Below are 16,735 nucleotides of genomic sequence, written 5' to 3'. Positions count from 1 at the left end.
CTGTGGCCGGCTTTTTCCATGCCTGGCGCAGATGCGGTGTCAGCGAGCCGGACCGGGATGCTCCGCCAGCGCATCCGCCAGGGTCCGAACGTGTCCCGAACGGTCAGGTGCGCCGGCCAGGCGGAACAACGACTCGCTTTCCTCCAGGTGACGCCTGGAGGCCTCTGCCTGGCCCAGGCGCCCGAGGCTGAGGCCGAGCTGGAGGGCCACTTCTGCTGCCGTTTGGGGAGAGAGCAGGCCCCGCGCGTCCCAGACTTCCGAAAGCAGGTCCACGGCACGTGCGTAGTTGCCGTTCAGATGCTGCCAGCGCCCGTGGGCGTGGATGATGTCCAGCGCATCACCGGGGGACGCGCCGACGACGGCGAGGGCGGCTTCCGCCCTGCGGATACAGGTGAACGTCTGCTCATCGTGCAGTCCGGAGGCAAGTCGCATGCTCGCCGAGGCCTTGTTGAACGAAGCCCACAGCCCGACGTCGAGCCGAGGGCTGAGCAGCGCCGCCGCACGCTGGTGGTACCGGACACCCGCGGCGGCATCCCCGCGCCGGAAGGCCACGTTCCCCACGGCCCAGAAGGCCTTGCCGGCCAGCAGCGTGTCCGGCACTGCCTCCGCCAGCGGAAGCAGCATGACCCGGCAGTACTCCCAGGCCTGGGAAACCCTGCCGCTCTCGGTCAGCGCTGCGGCCAGGCTTAGGCAGGCGGCAAGGCTCACCTCTGCCGGCACAGGTCCCTCCTGCGCCGAATCGACCGCCTCCCGGCCGTGGCGGACCGCTGCGGGCAGCCGGCCCGCCCCCTGGCAAGCCCGGGCGAGCAGCTCCAGGGCCCTGGCCCTCAACTCCGCGCGGCCGCGGGCCTGCGGATGCCGTGCGAGCGCAGAAGCCTGCCGGATGCAGAAGCGGTAGTGGCCGAGCTTCAACCGCGCGTTTCCTGCCAGCAGGGACAGCTCGAACCAGTCTTCGCCGTCGCCCTCCGCCCGAGCCGCGGCCGCAGCAGCCACCGCGGTCTCAAGGCACTCAAAGTAGCTTCTCTCATCCCAGGCCTGGCTCGCGCAGAGGCCCAGGTAGAGGGCGCCGTTCGGGCCGCCCGGGCGTGGCGGGCACCCCGGCGCAGACGCGAGCCGGGCTGCGAGGTGGCTGAGCATCTGCTGTCCCGGCTCCCGCCTCCCGCTTTCAAGCAGTGAGACCTCCCGCTCAGCCAGCCCGGGTTCCCCGAGGTCCCTGCGGCTGAGCAGCCTCTCCTGCCGGTTTGTTCGAAGCCTTTTCCCAAAGGTTTTGCCCATGACCGTTACCGCCGTTCTCCCGGTGCGCCAAACTTGGATCAGCCGCGGTAAGGGACGCTACAGTCCCGCTCGCGGCTGCGGCAGAGCAATTGCGAAAGCGTGGAGGGAATCCGATGAGTCTTTTCAAGACACCTTTCCACCCGGCTCCCAAGCCCTGCGTGGGGGACTGGCCTGACTAGCGGCTACACCGGCCGACACGGTCCGGGACGGCTGCGGGCGCTAGTATGAGGCAGTGACTGAATCCGTTTCTGCGCCCGTTCCGCGGCCCAAACCGCTCCTTGGTGCCTCCGATATCCGCGCGCTGGCAGATGAACTTGGCGTACGTCCAACCAAGACCCTTGGACAGAACTTCGTCATTGACGGAAACACGATCCGCCGGATCGTCGCCGCCGCGTCGCTGGATCCCTCGGAGACCGTGCTGGAAGTTGGTCCCGGCCTCGGCTCGCTCACCCTGGGACTGCTCGACGCTGCCCGGGAAGTAGTGGCAGTGGAGATCGACCCGGTCCTGGCCGCACGCCTGCCGCAGACCGTGCAGACGTGGCGTCCGGAACAAGCGGAGAACCTGCACGTAGTCCTCGCGGACGCCATGCGCGTCACCGAGCTGCCGGCCCAGCCCACCGCCCTGGTGGCGAACCTGCCCTACAACGTTGCCGTTCCCGTGGTACTGCATCTGCTTGAAACGTTCCCCAGCCTGCGCCACGGCCTGGTCATGGTCCAGGACGAGGTGGCTGACCGGCTCGCCGCGCGCCCTGGGTCCAAGACGTACGGAGTGCCGTCCGTCAAGGCCGCCTGGTACGGCACCATGCGCAAGGCCGGGGTCATTGGCATGAACGTCTTCTGGCCGGCCCCTAAGATCGCCTCCGGCCTGGTTGGGTTCGAACGCCACGAGCCGCCTGCCACAACGGCCACCCGCGAGGAAGTCTTCGCGGTCATCGATGCAGCTTTCGCCCAGCGCCGCAAGACGCTGCGCGCTGCGCTCGCCGGCTGGGCCGGGAGCCCAGCCGCTGCGGAAACCGCGCTCCGCGCCGCCGGAGTGGACCCCAGCGCCCGCGGCGAGGTTCTGGATATTGCCGCCTACACCCGGATCGCCGAGGCGAAGACTGCCCCGTGAGCACCACCGCCCAGACCCCGGCCTCCGTGACGGTCAGCGCGCCGGGGAAGATCAATGTTTCCCTCCAGGTGGGCCCGCTGCGCCCGGACGGCTACCATGCCGTGGCCAGCGTCTACCTGGCCCTCAGCCTTCGCGAAGACGTAACGGCCACGGCCGCCCCGAAGCCGGGCATCGCCGTGTCCGTGACGGGAGGCGGCCCGCTGCGGATTCCCGTGGCCGGCATTCCCCTGGGACCGGACAACCTGGTGGCCCGTGCCGCCGCGGCGCTGGCCGAACACGCCGGCATAGCCGATCCGGCGGTGGAACTGACCATCACCAAACGCGTTCCGGTCGCCGGAGGCATGGGCGGCGGCTCGGCCGACGCCGCGGCCGCACTGCTGGCCTGTAACCTGCTCTGGGGATCCGGATTGGACGCCGCCGAACTCAGAACGCTGGCAGCCGGGCTCGGTGCGGATGTTCCGTTTGCGCTGGAAGGCGGTGCCGCCGTCGGGCTCGGGGTAGGGGACCTGCTCACCGAAGCACCCGCGGGAACCCCGCTGCACTGGGTCCTCGTGGCCTCCTCCGGCGCTGGCCTGTCCACCCCCGCGGTCTACGGCCGGTTGGACGCGCTGCGCTCAGAGGCCGAATCCGGGGGTGCAGACCCGGCGCCCGAGCCCTACGCGGCCGACCCTCGTGTGCTCGAGGCACTGCGCACCGGGAACGCTGCGGCACTGGCGGACGTTATCTCCAATGACCTCCAGCCAGCGGCCCTGTCCCTCGCCCCGGAGCTTGTTCCTGTCCTGGACCGGGGACGCGCCCTCGGCGCTTTGGCCGGAATCGTTTCCGGATCCGGTCCCACCCTCGCTTTCCTGGCCGCGGACGCCGCGTCCGCCGCGCATCTCGAAGCCGCCCTGCGGTCCGAGGGGCACAATGCCCTCGCCGTCCACGGCCCTGTTGCCGGGGCGCAGCGCACGGCCAGCAAAACCTGAACCACCGACGAAAGTAGCTCCGATTGGCACACCTGCTTGGCGCTGAGAACCTCAGCATCGCCTTTGGCACCCGCACTATCCTCGATTCCGTTTCCCTTGGGCTCGACGAGGGGGACCGGATTGGCATGGTGGGCCGCAACGGCGACGGCAAGTCCACGCTCATGCGGCTGCTGGCTGAGCGGCAGAGCGCGGACAGCGGACGTGTCACCCGCCGCCGAGACGTAACGGTGGGCTACCTGGACCAGTCAGACGTGCTCGACGGTGACCTTACCGTGGGACAGGCGATCGTGGGTGACGCCGCGGACTACGAGTGGGCCTCGGACCCGAAGATCCGCGACGTGATGAGCGGCCTCGTGCAGGAAGTCGACTGGAACGCCCGGGTCTCCTCCCTCTCCGGCGGCCAGCGCCGCCGCGTGGCCCTGGCCAAGCTGCTGATGGGCGACGACGACGTCATCATGCTTGACGAGCCCACCAACCACCTCGACGTCGAAGGCGTCGCCTGGCTGGCCCGGCACCTGAAGCAGCGCTGGCGGGCCACCGACGGGGCACTGCTGGTGGTCACCCACGACCGCTGGTTCCTGGACGAAGTCTGCACCCGGACCTGGGAAGTGCACGACGCCGTCGTCGAGCCCTTTGACGGCGGGTACGCCGCCTACGTGCTGGCCCGCGCCGAACGCGACCGGATGGCCGCCGTCGTCGAGAACAAGCGCCAGCAGCTGATCAAGAAGGAACTGGCCTGGCTGCGCCGCGGCGCCCCGGCACGGACCTCCAAGCCCAAGTTCCGCATCGAGGCCGCGAACACCCTGATTGCCGACGTGCCCGAGCCCCGCGACACGCTGTCCCTGAACAAGATGGCGACGGCGCGGCTGGGCAAGGACGTCCTGGACCTGGAAAACGTGTCCCTGGAACTGGGGGACACCCAGCTCTTCCGGAACATCACCCTGCGGCTGGCTCCCGGCCAGCGGCTGGGCATCGTGGGCGTGAACGGCGCCGGCAAGACCACCCTGCTGCGGCTGCTCAACGGCACTGTTGAGCCGACGTCGGGCCGGCTGAAGCGCGGCAAGACCGTGCAGACCGCCGTGCTGACCCAGGAAGTCCGTGAACTGGATGACGTCGCGGACCTGCGGGTCATCGAGGTGATCGAGAAGGAGAAGCGCGTCTTCAACGTAGGCGGGCGCGAGCTGTCCGCCGGGCAGCTGGTGGAGCAGCTGGGCTTCAGCTCCCAGCGGCAGTGGACCCCGGTGCGTGAGCTCTCCGGCGGCGAGCGCAGGCGGCTTCAGCTGCTGCGCCTGCTGGTGGGGGAGCCGAACGTGCTGATGCTCGACGAACCAACCAACGACCTCGATACCGACACCCTGGCCGCGGTTGAAGACGTGCTGGACGGCTGGCCCGGAACCCTCGTGGTGGTCTCGCACGACCGTTACCTGCTGGAGCGGGTCACTGATACCCAGATGGCACTGCTCGGTGACGGGAAGCTGCGGGACCTGCCCGGCGGCGTCGACCAGTACCTTGAGCTGCGGGAAGCCGCGCTGGCCTCGGGTGCCGGCGGTGGAAGCTCCTCGCAGGCGAGCCGTGCCGCGCAGGCAGGTGCCTCCCGTCCCGACGCCGCGCCGGGCGCCGTCGCCACTGCGGTTGCCGGGTCCGCGCATTCGGAAGCGGATAAGCGCAACGCCCGCAAGGACCTCACCCGGATCGAGCGCCAGCTGACCAAGCTGTCAGGCCAGTCGGAGAAGATCCACGAGCAGATGAACCGGGAGACGGCCGGCGGCAGCCCCGATTTCGAGGTGCTGGCGGACCTCAACGCGAAACTGCAGGCCGTGGCAGCGGAGCAGGAAGAACTCGAGATGCAGTGGCTCGAAGCCTCGGAGATCCTCGAGTAATCCCATCCAGATGACAGAAACTGCCCGTATCAGCGCTGGTACGGGCAGTTTCTGTGATTTCGATGGCTGGGAGCTGGGGAACTAGCCGTCGACGCCGGCCGCCGGGCTTTCGGTGGCCAGCAGCTCGGGCAGCACATGGTCGCGCAGCAGCGGCGAAATGTCGTTGCGGGCGAACGCTTCGGCCGGGGTGAGCCAGAGCGTTTCCTCGATCTCCGCCGCGGCCTGCGGGACGACGGCCCTGCCGGTTCCACGGGGTCCCTCGAGGTTGAGGGAGAACAGTCCTGCGTCGATGTAGGTGTTGGCCTCATTTGCTGCAGGCCCGTACCAGCGGCCAATGTCCGCGAGATCCCCGGGGGCCACGGCCAGCCCGAGTTCCTCGTTCACTTCGCGGGCGGCAGCGGTGCGGAAGTCCTCGCCGGCCTCCAGCTTGCCGCCGGGCTGCATGAACTTCCGGGTGCCGCGCTTGCGGACCAGCAGGATGCGTCCGTCCGAGTCACGGACCAGGACTGCGGAGAGGGTCAGCACCAGCGGCGCTCCGCCGCCGGGAATGTACCCCAGGGCCGGTTCCTTCTGCAGTCCGGTCAGACCGTTCCAGGACAGGTTGACCAGGTGGGCGGCCACGGTGGCCTTGTCCGGGGTGCGGGCATCGAGCCACCACTGGCCGGTCATGGCAACCATGCCCACCAGCATCTGGGCGTACATGCCGCCTACCTCCGCGCTCAGGCCGCGGCTGCCGAATTCCTTGGAGAGGATGTGCTCAACGTCCGCGGCAATGCGGGAAAGCAGGGTTGAGAAGGTGCCTTCGGGCTGCGACGGCGGAGCGTCGCGGACCAGGATCCGGAAACCGTCCGTGTGGTTCTCAATGTAGTCGAGCAGTGAATAGGCGGCCCGTTCCAGCAGCACCCGGGGGCCCGCGTCGGCGCCCAGCGCCTGCGTAATGGCTGCCAGCAGCCGGTCGAACTCCGTATCCACTACCTCGGTATACAGCGCTTCCTTGGAACCGAAGTGTTCGTAGACCACCGGCTTGGACACTCCGGCCCCGGCCGCGATGTCCTCGATGGTCGCGCCTTCAAGTCCCCGCAGGGCGAAAAGGGAGCGGGCGACTCCGATCAGCTGGGCCCGCCGCTGGACTCCTGTCATACGCGGCCGTGACCGCGCAGTTGTTATTCTCGCCACCGTCCCAGTCTACGCACTGGCACGCGCCGGCCCGCGGGCCGCCCGGACACCGAGTCGCGGAGCGGGGTTCGGGCATGGCAAACTGGACTCTTGTGTGCGGCATCAGCCACACATTTTCCGCCCTGGTGTAACGGCAGCACCCCGGCCTTTGGAGCCGTGGAGTATAGGTTCGAATCCTATGGGCGGAACGCTGGGATGCAGCCGCGCCGCAAGCTTGGAACTGCCCCGCTGCCGTGGCCGGACAACGTGTAGGAGCGCCTTTTCGTGAGCATGCAGGATACGCAGGGAACCGGACCAAACGAAGGCACCGCACCAGCTGCGGTCATCGTCCTCGCAGCCGGAGCAGGTACCCGAATGAAGTCCCGCACGCCAAAGATCCTCCATCCCGTGGGCGGCATCTCCATGGTGGGACACGCCCTGAACGCAGCGGAAGCCCTGCGCCCGCGCACCCTCGCCGTCGTCGTCCGCCACGAACGCGAAACGGTCGCGGACCACATTGCCTCGTTGATGCCCGGCGCCATGATCGTGGACCAGGACGAGGTTCCCGGTACCGGCCGCGCCGTCCAGTCCGCCGTCGAGGCCATTGACGCCCTGACCCCGCTCGAGGGGACGGTCGTGGTGACCTATGGCGACGTTCCGCTGCTGGAAGCGGGCACCCTGCGCGAGCTGGTGGCCGTCCACAACGTGGACTCCAACGCTGTCACCGTGCTCACCGCCCGGGTTGTGGACCCCACCGGCTACGGCCGGGTGCTGCGCGCCGGGGACGGAACGGTCACCGGCATCGTGGAGCAGAAGGATGCCACTGCCGAGCAGCTGGCCGTGAACGAAATCAACTCCGGCATCTATGCCTTCGACGCCGCCGTGCTCCGTTCTGCCCTGTCCCGGGTCAGCACGGACAACGCACAGGGCGAGATGTACCTGACCGATGTCCTGGCCATCGCCCGGGCAGCCGGCGGGCGCGTGGCGGCAGTGGAGACAACCGACCAGTGGCAGGTCGAAGGCGCCAATGACCGGGTTCAGCTCGCAGCACTGAACGCCGAGCACAACCGCCGCACCCTGGTCAGCTGGATGCGCGCCGGCGTCACCATCGTCGACCCGGCGACGACCTGGATCGACTCGACCGTCACCCTCGACGAAGACGTCACCATCCTGCCGGGCACCCAGCTCCACGGCACCACCACGGTGGCGCGCGACGCCGTCGTCGGCCCGGATACGACCCTCACCAACGTGGTCATCGGCGAGGGCGCCAAGGTGATCCGCACCCACGGATCCGACGCCGTGATCGGCGCGGGTGCCGACGTCGGACCCTTTGCCTACCTGCGCCCGGGCACCCACCTCGGTGAGCGCGGGAAGATCGGCACGTTCGTGGAAACGAAGAACGCGCAGATCGGCACCGGCTCCAAGGTTCCGCATCTTTCCTATGTGGGGGATGCCACCATCGGCGAGCACTCGAACATCGGCGCCGCCTCCGTTTTCGTCAATTACGACGGCGAAAAGAAGCACCACACCACGGTTGGATCGCACGTTCGCATGGGCAGCGACAACATGTACGTGGCGCCCGTCACGGTAGGGGACGGGGCGTACAGTGGAGCTGGAACGGTGATCCGCAAGGACGTTCCGGCGGGCTCGCTGGCCATCAACGTGGCGCCCCAGCGCAACCTCGAAAACTGGGTGGCGGCCAACCGCCCCGGTTCCGCTGCAGCGGAGGCCGCCGGGCGCGCCCAGACACAGACTTCCCTCTCCGGTACTGATAACCCCACGCGAGAAAGCGAACAGTCATGAGCAGCGTAATCACCGCACAAGGTGAAAAAAGGCTTGTCCTAGCCACGGGACGGGCACACCCTGAGCTGGCGGAGGAAGTGGCCAAGTGCCTCGACACCGAACTGCTGCCGCTCGCTGCCTATGACTTCGCCAACGGCGAGATCTACGTGCGTCCCGGAGAGAGCGTCCGCGGCAAGGACGTCTTCGTCATCCAGGCACACCCGGCACCGCTGAACAACTGGCTGATGGAACAGCTCATCATGATCGATGCGCTCAAGCGTGCCTCGGCCCAGCGCATCACCGTGGTCTCCCCGTTCTACCCGTACGCGCGACAGGACAAGAAGGGACGCGGACGCGAGCCGATCTCCGCCCGCCTGGTGGCAGACCTGTACAAGACCGCCGGAGCGGACCGCATCATGAGCGTGGACCTGCACACCTCGCAGATCCAGGGCTTCTTCGACGGCCCCGTTGACCACCTGATGGCGATCCCGCTGCTTGCCGACTACATCCGGACCCGGGTGGACGTTTCGAACGTCACCGTCGTTTCCCCGGACACCGGCCGCGTCCGCGTTGCCGAACAGTGGGCCGAGCGCCTGGGTGGCGCTCCGCTGGCCTTCGTGCACAAGAGCCGCGACCTGACAGTGCCCAACCAGGCTGTTTCCAAGCAGGTTGTAGGCCAGATCGAAGGCCGCACCTGCGTGCTGATCGATGACATGATCGACACCGGCGGAACCATTGCCGGCGCCGTGCGCGTCCTCAAGGAAGCCGGGGCAAAGGACGTCATCATCGCCGCGACGCACGCCGTGTTCTCCGACCCGGCTGCCCGCACCCTGGCCGAGTCCGGTGCCCGCGAAGTCGTAGTGACGAACACGCTGCCGATCCCGGTCAACAAGCGCTTCGAGCAGCTCACTGTGCTCTCTATCGCTCCGCTGATCGCCCGCGCCATCCGCGAGGTCTTCGAAGACGGTTCCGTGACGAGCCTCTTCGACGGCAAGGCTTAGTCCTCAACCCCCGCTTTCATCACTCCTACCTGTCACCGAGAGGCCAGTTACGGCCGGTTTGAATGCTCAAACCAGCCGTAACTGGCCTCTCGGTGGTTGAGGGGCGGGGAGGAGAGTGGAAAGCCCGACGCCGTGTTGCTGGTAGCATTGTTTCCGATGCCTAGGCGAGGGAGGCCCCGGAATTTTCCGGAGGACCTCCGTTATCGACGGTGGCTGGCAACTTCTCAACTGCACCCGCTCCTGATCAGTTTCTGCTGACCGAAGCGGATGATGCAGCTGGTTCGTTCCGATACCGGCGCCGAATAGGCAACTGAAATCCCGGAAGAACCATCACAGGAGTTAGCAATGTCTGAGCAGAAGCTCGCAGCAACCACCCGCACCGAATTCGGCAAGGGCGCAGCCCGCAAGGCCCGCGTCGCCGGCAAGATCCCCGCTGTCATCTACGGCCACGGCGCCGATGTTCTGCACATCCTGCTGCCCGCCAAGGCCACTACCCTGGCTGTCCGTACCCCCAACGCCCTGCTGGAGATCGACGTCGACGGCGAAGCGCACCTGGCCCTGGCCAAGGACATCCAGCGTGACCCGATCAAGCAGATCATCGAGCACATCGACCTCCTGACCGTCCGCAAGGGCGAAAAGGTTGAGGTTGAGGTCAACGTCCACGTTGAAGGCGAACTCGCGCCGGGCGCCAACGTGTTCAACCAGGAAGCCAACACCGTGCTGGTCTCCGCTGACGCCACCAACCTGCCGGAAACCATCACCGTGAGCATCGAAGGCCGCAAGGCCGGCGAGCACATCCACGCCGGTGACCTCGAACTGCCGGCCGGCGTTGAGCTGCTGCTCGATCCCGAGACCATGGTCATCAACATCTCTGAATCGACCGCACCGGTCGAAGACGATGCCGCTGAGGCTGCTCCGGCTGCCGAAGAGGCGTAGTCCTTCTTGACCAGCAACACCTGGCTAGTAGCCGGGCTCGGGAATCCCGGGCCCGGCTACAGCCGTAACCGGCACAATGTTGGCCAGATGGTCCTCGATGAACTCGCATCGCGCACAGGCGGCAGCTTCAAGTCGCACAAGTCCCGGGCACAGGTCGCCGAAGGCCGGATTGGCATCGGCGGGCCGCGCGTCATCCTGGCCAAGCCGCTCACCTACATGAACCTCTCCGGCGGGCCGGTTTCGGCGCTGGCACGCTTCTACGGGATCGAACCGGAAAACATCGTGGCCGTGCACGACGAGATCGACATCCCGTTCAACACCGTGAAGCTCAAACGCGGCGGGGGAGAAGGCGGACACAACGGGCTCCGGGACATCAGCAAGGCCCTGGGCACCAAGGACTACCTCCGGGTCCGCGTGGGCGTGGGCCGGCCGCCGGGCCGGATGGACACGGCGGACTGGGTCCTGAAAAACTTCGGGACCGCGGAGTCCAAGGAGCTGCCATTCCTTGTATCCGACGGCGCAGACGCCGTCGAGTTACTGGTCACTGAGGGGCTCCTGGCCGCTCAGCAGAAGTTCCACAGCGGAGCCTGAGCGGCCGCTGCCTCGATGCTGCGGACATAACCGCAGGTCACCGGCACCGAGTAGCGCCTGCGGAATATTTAGGTATGGAACCCGTGTCCACAGCACGGCAGGCGAGCATTGTTTGGCCCCGGAGGCGGGCCTACACTGGCGGTAGCCTTCGGGCTCCTGAAGCGGGGCCGGCGTCGGGAGGCCTCCGAGACTGGGCCACCCCCATCCCGGCGCCGGTCCCTTATCAATCCTCCAATTCCCTACAGGCTTCGGCAGTTCGCTTCGCGGCACAGGTCCGCCCCCAATCCAAGACGCTCCGGGAAGCCGTTCCACAGCTCCGGCAAAACAACCGCGCCCTTAAATAGCTTCCTATGGACGCCGTTGGAGCGTACTCTTTCCGCAGTGGTTTGATCTGTCGCAACGGTGCAAACGAACCGAGTCAGACAGTGAATCGGGGATCTGGGGGAGAATTATGGGAGGGCCTGATTCATACGGTCCTGTCAGCGGTCCGCGCCTGCGGCCTGCTGACACAACATGAGGCTGCCCAGGCCATTGGCGGGACTTGTGGGCCGGGACGCTCTCCTTGGACGCATGGAATCTGCCTTGGCGGAAGGGCGGGGGGCCCTCATCGCCGGGCCACAGGGAATTGGCAAGAGCGCCCTGGTGCAGGCCCTGGCCGACCGCGCCCGGGGACACCGGATCGAAGCCTTGTACGGCACAAGGGTTTCGCGGCGCACCCCCTACGGCGCTTTGGCGCCGCTGTTGAGCGAGCTGCCTCTGGCCGGAGGACTGAATCCTGTGACCGCGCTCCACGAAGTACGCCGGCTCCTGCGCGCACGGGCCGCCGGCCTGCCGCTGCTGCTGGTGATTGACGACGTCGATGAACTCGACGAGCTTTCGGTGCAGGTCATCGCCCAGCTGGTGCGGGGTGGGGAAGCCACGGTTGCTGCCACGGCCACGGACCTGGTGCAGGCTGAACCGGAAGTCTTGTCGCTCTGGGCGGAGGGGCACCTGGTGAGGGTCGACGTCGAGCCCCTCGGCCAAGCCGAAACCCGGACACTGATGGAGGGGTTCCTCAGCGGGGCGGTCTCTGAACCTGCGGCGCGGAGCATGTGGGCGGAGACCCGCGGCAATCCGCACTTTACCCTGTTGATGACAGCTGAGCAGGTGCGGCAGGGCCGGCTGGTCCTCTCCGACCATACCTGGGTCCGCGCCGGGGCCTATGTGCACACCGGGGCCGTTGCGGAGCTTTTTGATACGCAGCTGGCCAGGTTACCCGCAGAGCATCGCAAACTGGTCGAAGTCCTCTCCCGGGTTAGTCCGCTGCCGCTGGCCACGGCTCTGCAGCTGGTGCCTGCGGAAACAGTGGATGCGTTGGAAGAAAACGGCACGGTGATGCTGGAACGCGGTACACAGCCGGCCGTGATGCTGTCGAACTCGCTCTTTGCCTCGGTGGTGGCTGCCAACATGCGGCTGGGCCGCAGCCATGAGCTGTGGAAGGAACTGACGGAGGTTCTTCAGGACCCGGGAAGCCTGGCCCCCGCCGCGCTGGCCGGATTCGTCACATGGTCGCTGGACTGCCAAACGGATCCTGGCCCCGGGCTTCTCCGCAGGGCCGCTGCGTATGCCAATGATTCCGGCAAGCAGTCCCTGGCACTGGAGATTGTTGGTTCGGCCGTGCCCGGGAGCCGTGAGGACGGTCTGGTCCTCGAGGAGATCCGGGCACTTATGGCACTGGGGGAGAACCAGAAAGCCCTTAGCGTCCTGACGGCCGCCGAAGCCGGACTGGATCCGGACAACCGGGACACCTGGGTTGCCGTCATGATCCAGAAGGCTGCGCTGCTGCGCAGCATTTCGAAGTCGGATGACCCGGCCCGGGTCCTGGACAGCCTGGACCTTCCTTCCGGCGTTGCCGACACCCCCCACATCTCTGCTGAAATCGACTACGCCAGGGCCGAACTCCAGCTCGCTGAAGGAAACTGCGCTGGAGCCGTTCAGCCCCTGGCAGCACTGGCCCGCCGCCGGGACATAGCGGTCAGGACACGCGCCCTGGCGGCAGCGGCCGCAGCTGAAGCCCTTGCGGTGACCGGTGACGCCAGGGCAGCACTGCGCCTGGTGGAAGAACACCGGGAAGTGCTGCGTGCTCCGCTGCCGGCACCGGACCAGGGTGTTATCCTCAACCGCCTCGTTTACACTTTCTACGCTGCCGGCGACCTGGAGCGCGCACTCCGCTTTATCCGCGACAACACCGACGGCACTGATGGTGCCTACCGCGGGACCGCCGGCGAGCTGGTCTGGGGCGTGGTCCGTGCGGCAGCCGGAGAATCCGACGCCGCCGTCGAGGCACTCGAACCGGCAGTGAGCCAGCTGCGGTACCGGGATCCCCAGGACCTGCTTCCCCTTGCCGCAGCACTGTTGTCCTACGCCCACGGGCTGAGCGGAAACGCCGCCCGAGCCGGCATTTACCAGAAGCTCGCGCCGCGGTTCCGCAACCGTCCGTTCTGGCATGCCGCACGAGTCACGGAGTTCTTCCGGATACTTGCCCGGCAGGGCCGGGAGAGGGAAACCGCAGCACGCAGCCTGGTGCAGATGGCGGAGGACGCAGAAGCCCTTGGAAACGTTTCCTTCGCCCTGGGCTGCTACGAAGCTGCTGCCACGAGGGGAGACCTGGCCGCAGCAGCGCACCTGGGGCGCTTGGCATCCACCGCGACGGGACGATGGGCCGAGGCCCTGGGCTCTTACGCCAAGGGATTGCTCAGCAGCGACCCCTGGGTCCTGCTGGAAGCTGCCGAAGGGGCTGCACAGCTGGGCCACCATCTGCTGGCCCACCACGCCGCGGGCATGGTCCGCACCATGACTGCGGCCGGCGGCGGCAGCATAGCCCGCCGCGCCGCCGCTGTGGAGAATGCTGCGTACCGCAGGCTCCTGCGGGAAAACACCATGGAGAACCTGCTGGCAGGACTCAGCGACTTCGACGCGCGGTTGGTGCGGCTAGCAGCCGGGACAGCGTCCAGGAACCACATTGCGGAGGAGCTGCGCCTCTCGCCGCGCACCGTTGACTGGCACCTGAACAAACTGTTTCGGAAGCTGCACGTGTCGGGAAGAACTGAGTTGCGGGATGCTTTCCGCTCCGCAGAGTGAGGTTTGGGGAGAAAATGCAGGGTTTTGCAACACAGCAGCTCGTTGGCCGCGAGGCCGACCTCCAGGCGGTCCTGACCGACCTGCGCTCGGGGGAACTGTGCGGCGCCCTGCTGGTGGCAGAGGCAGGGATGGGCAAGAGCGCACTCGCTAACGCCGTCGTCCGTGAACTCGAACGTGAGCTGCCGGTATTCCGTATACATGCCAGCTCAGCGCTGACCGGTATTCCGTTCGGTGCCCTCGCGCCGCTGCTGCCCGTGCTCTCCGCAGATGAGACTGACTCTCCGCTGGCGGTCATGCGTGCACTGCTGGGAAGAGTGCGCCCCGCAGGGGGACAGGACGCCAGTCCCGCGCCGCTGCTGGTGGTTGACGACGCACACGCCCTGGACGAAGCCAGTGCCGACCTGCTGTCCCAGCTGATGGCGTCGGGACGGGTGCGGATGCTGCTGCTGACCAGGAGCATCACTGACATCCCGGCAGGCATCCCGGCCCAGGTATGGAGCGGCGCCATCTCACGGCACCAGCTTCAGCCGTGGACCGAAACGCAGGTCCAGGAACTCTGCACCAAGGTGCTCGGCGGGCCGGTGCTCAGCACCACCAGCGCCGAGCTTGCGAGCCGCAGCGGCGGGAACCCCATGTTCGTGCTGGCGCTGGTCGCTGAGGCGCGCAAGGGCGGGGCGCTGACCGAACGCCACGGCGTGTGGCTCATGGAAAACAACGCCGGTCCGCCCGAAGGGCGGTTGGCAGACCTGCTGAAGGCGCACCTCTCGGGGCTTTCCAGCGCAGAGCGGGAGGCAATGGAGATCATTGCGCTCGCGGAACCGTTACCGGTGGCGGTCGCCTTCAAACTCGGTCTTCACCGCTCGGTTGACGCCCTGACCGCGGCAAACCTGGTCAGCGTTGAGGACGAAGGCAACAGGCTGCTGCGGCCGCGGCACCCGCTGTACGGCCAGCTGGTGCGGCACATGGTTCCAGCAGCGCGAAGCGCCCGGCTGCGTCAGCGGGTCCAGGAAGTCATGCCCGATGACATGGAATCGATGGACGGGCTGCTGCGAAGCGTCGGCTGGTCCCTGGACTGCGGAGCCGCGGTTCCGGAGGCCCAGCTGCTGCGGGCGGCCTATATGGCAAACAACTTCTTCGACAGTGATTTCGCGCTCCGCGCCGCCGGCGAAGTGAAGGATCCGGCCCTGCTGCCAGCCGCGAGGATCCAGAAGGCCCGTGCCCACTACAACCGCGCCAACTTCAATGCCGCCTGGGAACTGGTGAGCGGAACAGTCGAAACCGCCGCGGACCTGACGACGGCGAAACTGGGCACGCTGCTGCGCGTGCAGCTGCTGCAGCGGTTCACGGGCGAGGTGGACGGGCTGCAGGAAGCACGTGCGGCCTGGGAAGCCGCGATCCGGCGGATTGAGACGGCAGCGGAGTCTTCCGGAACACTGGACGGAGAGCTGAGGGCTGACCTCGACTCATCATGGCGCGGAGCATTACTCCTGGAAGCATTGATTGAAGTGTCCGCGGGTAACCACCGCGGCATGGAGGCGCCGGTCCGGGACCTGCTGGCCCAGGCCCGGCAGGCGGGGGATGCTGAAGCGGTGATGGTGTCCCTGGCGATCCTGGGGGAAATCCACTCCTGCAGCGGACGAGCGGAAATCGCAGTGACACTCACCCGGGAGGCGCTGGGGATAGTAGCCCACAGCGAGCACCGGTTCCTTATGTACTACCAGTTCGTCCTGCATCGTCATCTGTCGGCCCTGTTGTGGGCCGGCTACTGGGACGAGGTCCTCAGCACCGTCCACCAGGACCTGCTGGCGGTGTCGCGGAGTTCACTGCGGGTAGGCGGCACCGTGGATATGTGCCTAGCCGTCATGGAGCTGCGCCGCGGGAACATGGAGGCGGCGCTGCCCAAGCTGATGGCTGCGATCGAGGGAATGCGTACCCATGACCCGGACGGCAACCTGCCCGTGGCCCTCACCATCGCAGCCCAGCTGGATGCGGGCGCAGGAGACCTGGACCGGGCGGACGAGCTGCTGGCCGACTGTGACAGGGTTCCTCCGCGCGGAACCCTCAGCACCAGGTTCATAGCAAGGGGCAACCGGCTGGCGGCAGGATATGCCAGGACCGGAGATCCAAAGGTGCTGGCTGCACTGCGCGAGGTCGGAGAGCAGGCTGAAGAGCATGGCCTTCCCACGGCTGAATTCGAGTTGCGCTGCCTGAGCATGAGGGCCGGTGATCCGACTGTCATGAATCGCCTGCTCAAGCTTTCCGAGGATATCCAGGGCCCGCGGGGACGGGCCGTGAACGTGTTCGCCAGGTCGGTCCTGGACCAGGACGTATCGGCCCTCGTAAGGTTCGCGTCAGAGCCGGCGGATGCCGATGCCGGTGCCCTTGGGCCCCTTGCCCTGCAGGAGGCCCTCCGAATCGCCAAGACGGCGGGCGACCGGGCCCAGCTCCAGCGGGTCCAGCGGATGATCGGCAAATCAGCCGCGGAGCCTGGACGCAGCCCTGCCGCGCCTGCCCTGACCCGCCGGGAGAAGGACGTCGCGGGGCTGGTTGCCAGGGGGTACCGCAACGCGGAGATAGCCGGTCAGCTCTTCCTCTCCGTGCGAACCGTCGAGGGCCATATCTATCGAATCTTCGAAAAACTCGGCATCAGCAGGCGTGAGGAACTCACCGCTGAACTGATGGGGGAGTAATCCCCGCGAGTCACATGGGCAGGCTTTCCTCCGTGCGGCGGGGCGTGTATCCGGCGTGCACACCCCGTCCGGTAGCTGCACCCGCGGGACGGGTAGGTACTCTCCGTCCCCAAGTAGTCGCGGTGTTCGGTGTGCCCGGCAGCCGGCGGCAAGTGGTCCAAAGCCAGTAACGACTACGTGTTGGCGGAGGGACTGCCTCTCTTTACGCTCGGTTCCAGGCTCAATA

11 protein-coding genes and 1 tRNA gene are annotated in these 16,735 nt (G+C 67.2%); 10 read left to right on the top strand and 2 right to left on the bottom strand.

Annotated elements, in window-relative coordinates; all coding sequences use genetic code 11:
- Nucleotides 1-39: 39 nt before the first annotated feature.
- The gene (locus GD628_RS11015; protein ID WP_141653685.1) at nucleotides 40-1,275 is read right to left on the bottom strand and encodes a helix-turn-helix domain-containing protein; all 1,236 of its coding nucleotides are present in this window, start codon (nucleotides 1,273-1,275) and stop codon (nucleotides 40-42) included.
- Nucleotides 1,276-1,507: 232 nt separating this feature from the next.
- Here GD628_RS11015 and rsmA point away from each other — a divergent pair, with 232 nt between their 5' ends.
- Genes rsmA through GD628_RS11000 form a run of 3 tightly spaced genes read left to right on the top strand, consistent with a single transcriptional unit; the run spans nucleotide 1,508 to nucleotide 5,234 of the window.
- Nucleotides 1,508-2,386, top strand: coding sequence for a 16S rRNA (adenine(1518)-N(6)/adenine(1519)-N(6))-dimethyltransferase RsmA (rsmA, locus tag GD628_RS11010; RefSeq protein WP_152274753.1), 879 nt, complete (start codon nucleotides 1,508-1,510; stop codon nucleotides 2,384-2,386).
- Entirely contained in the window at nucleotides 2,383-3,354 is a 972-nt protein-coding gene (locus GD628_RS11005; RefSeq protein WP_152274752.1) for a 4-(cytidine 5'-diphospho)-2-C-methyl-D-erythritol kinase, read from the top strand. The genes rsmA and GD628_RS11005 overlap by 4 nt, the downstream gene beginning before the upstream one ends.
- Nucleotides 3,355-3,377: 23 nt before the next feature.
- The gene (locus tag GD628_RS11000) at nucleotides 3,378-5,234 is read left to right on the top strand and encodes an ABC-F family ATP-binding cassette domain-containing protein (protein WP_152274751.1); all 1,857 of its coding nucleotides are present in this window, start codon (nucleotides 3,378-3,380) and stop codon (nucleotides 5,232-5,234) included.
- 81 nt (nucleotides 5,235-5,315) lie between these two features.
- Here the strand turns inward: GD628_RS11000 and GD628_RS16905 are convergent, their stop codons facing one another.
- The gene (locus GD628_RS16905) at nucleotides 5,316-6,374 is read right to left on the bottom strand and encodes a TetR family transcriptional regulator (RefSeq protein WP_193313255.1); all 1,059 of its coding nucleotides are present in this window, start codon (nucleotides 6,372-6,374) and stop codon (nucleotides 5,316-5,318) included.
- 152 nt (nucleotides 6,375-6,526) lie between these two features.
- Between GD628_RS16905 and GD628_RS10990 the strand changes: the two genes are divergently transcribed.
- The 7 genes from GD628_RS10990 to GD628_RS16880 all read left to right on the top strand — a co-directional run bounded on the left by GD628_RS10990 (nucleotide 6,527) and on the right by GD628_RS16880 (nucleotide 16,509).
- Nucleotides 6,527-6,598 (top strand) — tRNA-Gln (locus GD628_RS10990).
- A gap of 82 nt (nucleotides 6,599-6,680) precedes the next feature.
- Entirely contained in the window at nucleotides 6,681-8,192 is a 1,512-nt protein-coding gene (gene glmU, locus GD628_RS10985; protein WP_152274944.1) for a bifunctional UDP-N-acetylglucosamine diphosphorylase/glucosamine-1-phosphate N-acetyltransferase GlmU, read from the top strand.
- Nucleotides 8,189-9,172 carry a ribose-phosphate diphosphokinase gene (locus tag GD628_RS10980; protein WP_091606667.1) on the top strand — a complete coding sequence of 328 codons (984 nt, stop codon included), beginning with the start codon at nucleotides 8,189-8,191 and terminating at the stop codon, nucleotides 9,170-9,172. The genes glmU and GD628_RS10980 overlap by 4 nt, the downstream gene beginning before the upstream one ends.
- A gap of 345 nt (nucleotides 9,173-9,517) precedes the next feature.
- Nucleotides 9,518-10,108 carry a 50S ribosomal protein L25/general stress protein Ctc gene (locus GD628_RS10975; protein ID WP_152274750.1) on the top strand — a complete coding sequence of 197 codons (591 nt, stop codon included), beginning with the start codon at nucleotides 9,518-9,520 and terminating at the stop codon, nucleotides 10,106-10,108.
- A 6-nt stretch (nucleotides 10,109-10,114) separates the two neighbouring features.
- Nucleotides 10,115-10,699, top strand: a complete 585-nt coding sequence (gene pth / locus GD628_RS10970) for an aminoacyl-tRNA hydrolase (protein WP_091606663.1) — start codon at nucleotides 10,115-10,117, stop codon at nucleotides 10,697-10,699.
- 513 nt (nucleotides 10,700-11,212) lie between these two features.
- Nucleotides 11,213-13,819, top strand: a complete 2,607-nt coding sequence (locus GD628_RS10965; protein ID WP_152274749.1) for an AAA family ATPase — start codon at nucleotides 11,213-11,215, stop codon at nucleotides 13,817-13,819.
- Nucleotides 13,820-13,833: 14 nt separating this feature from the next.
- Entirely contained in the window at nucleotides 13,834-16,509 is a 2,676-nt protein-coding gene (locus GD628_RS16880; RefSeq protein WP_152274748.1) for a helix-turn-helix transcriptional regulator, read from the top strand.
- The last annotated feature ends 226 nt before the right edge of the window (nucleotides 16,510-16,735 follow it).

Origin of the sequence: Arthrobacter koreensis (assembly GCF_009193255.1) — a bacterium.
Classification (GTDB): domain Bacteria; phylum Actinomycetota; class Actinomycetes; order Actinomycetales; family Micrococcaceae; genus Arthrobacter_B; species Arthrobacter_B koreensis.
Note: the sequence above shows the minus strand (reverse complement) of the source record. Positions and strands in the feature narration are given on the sequence as shown.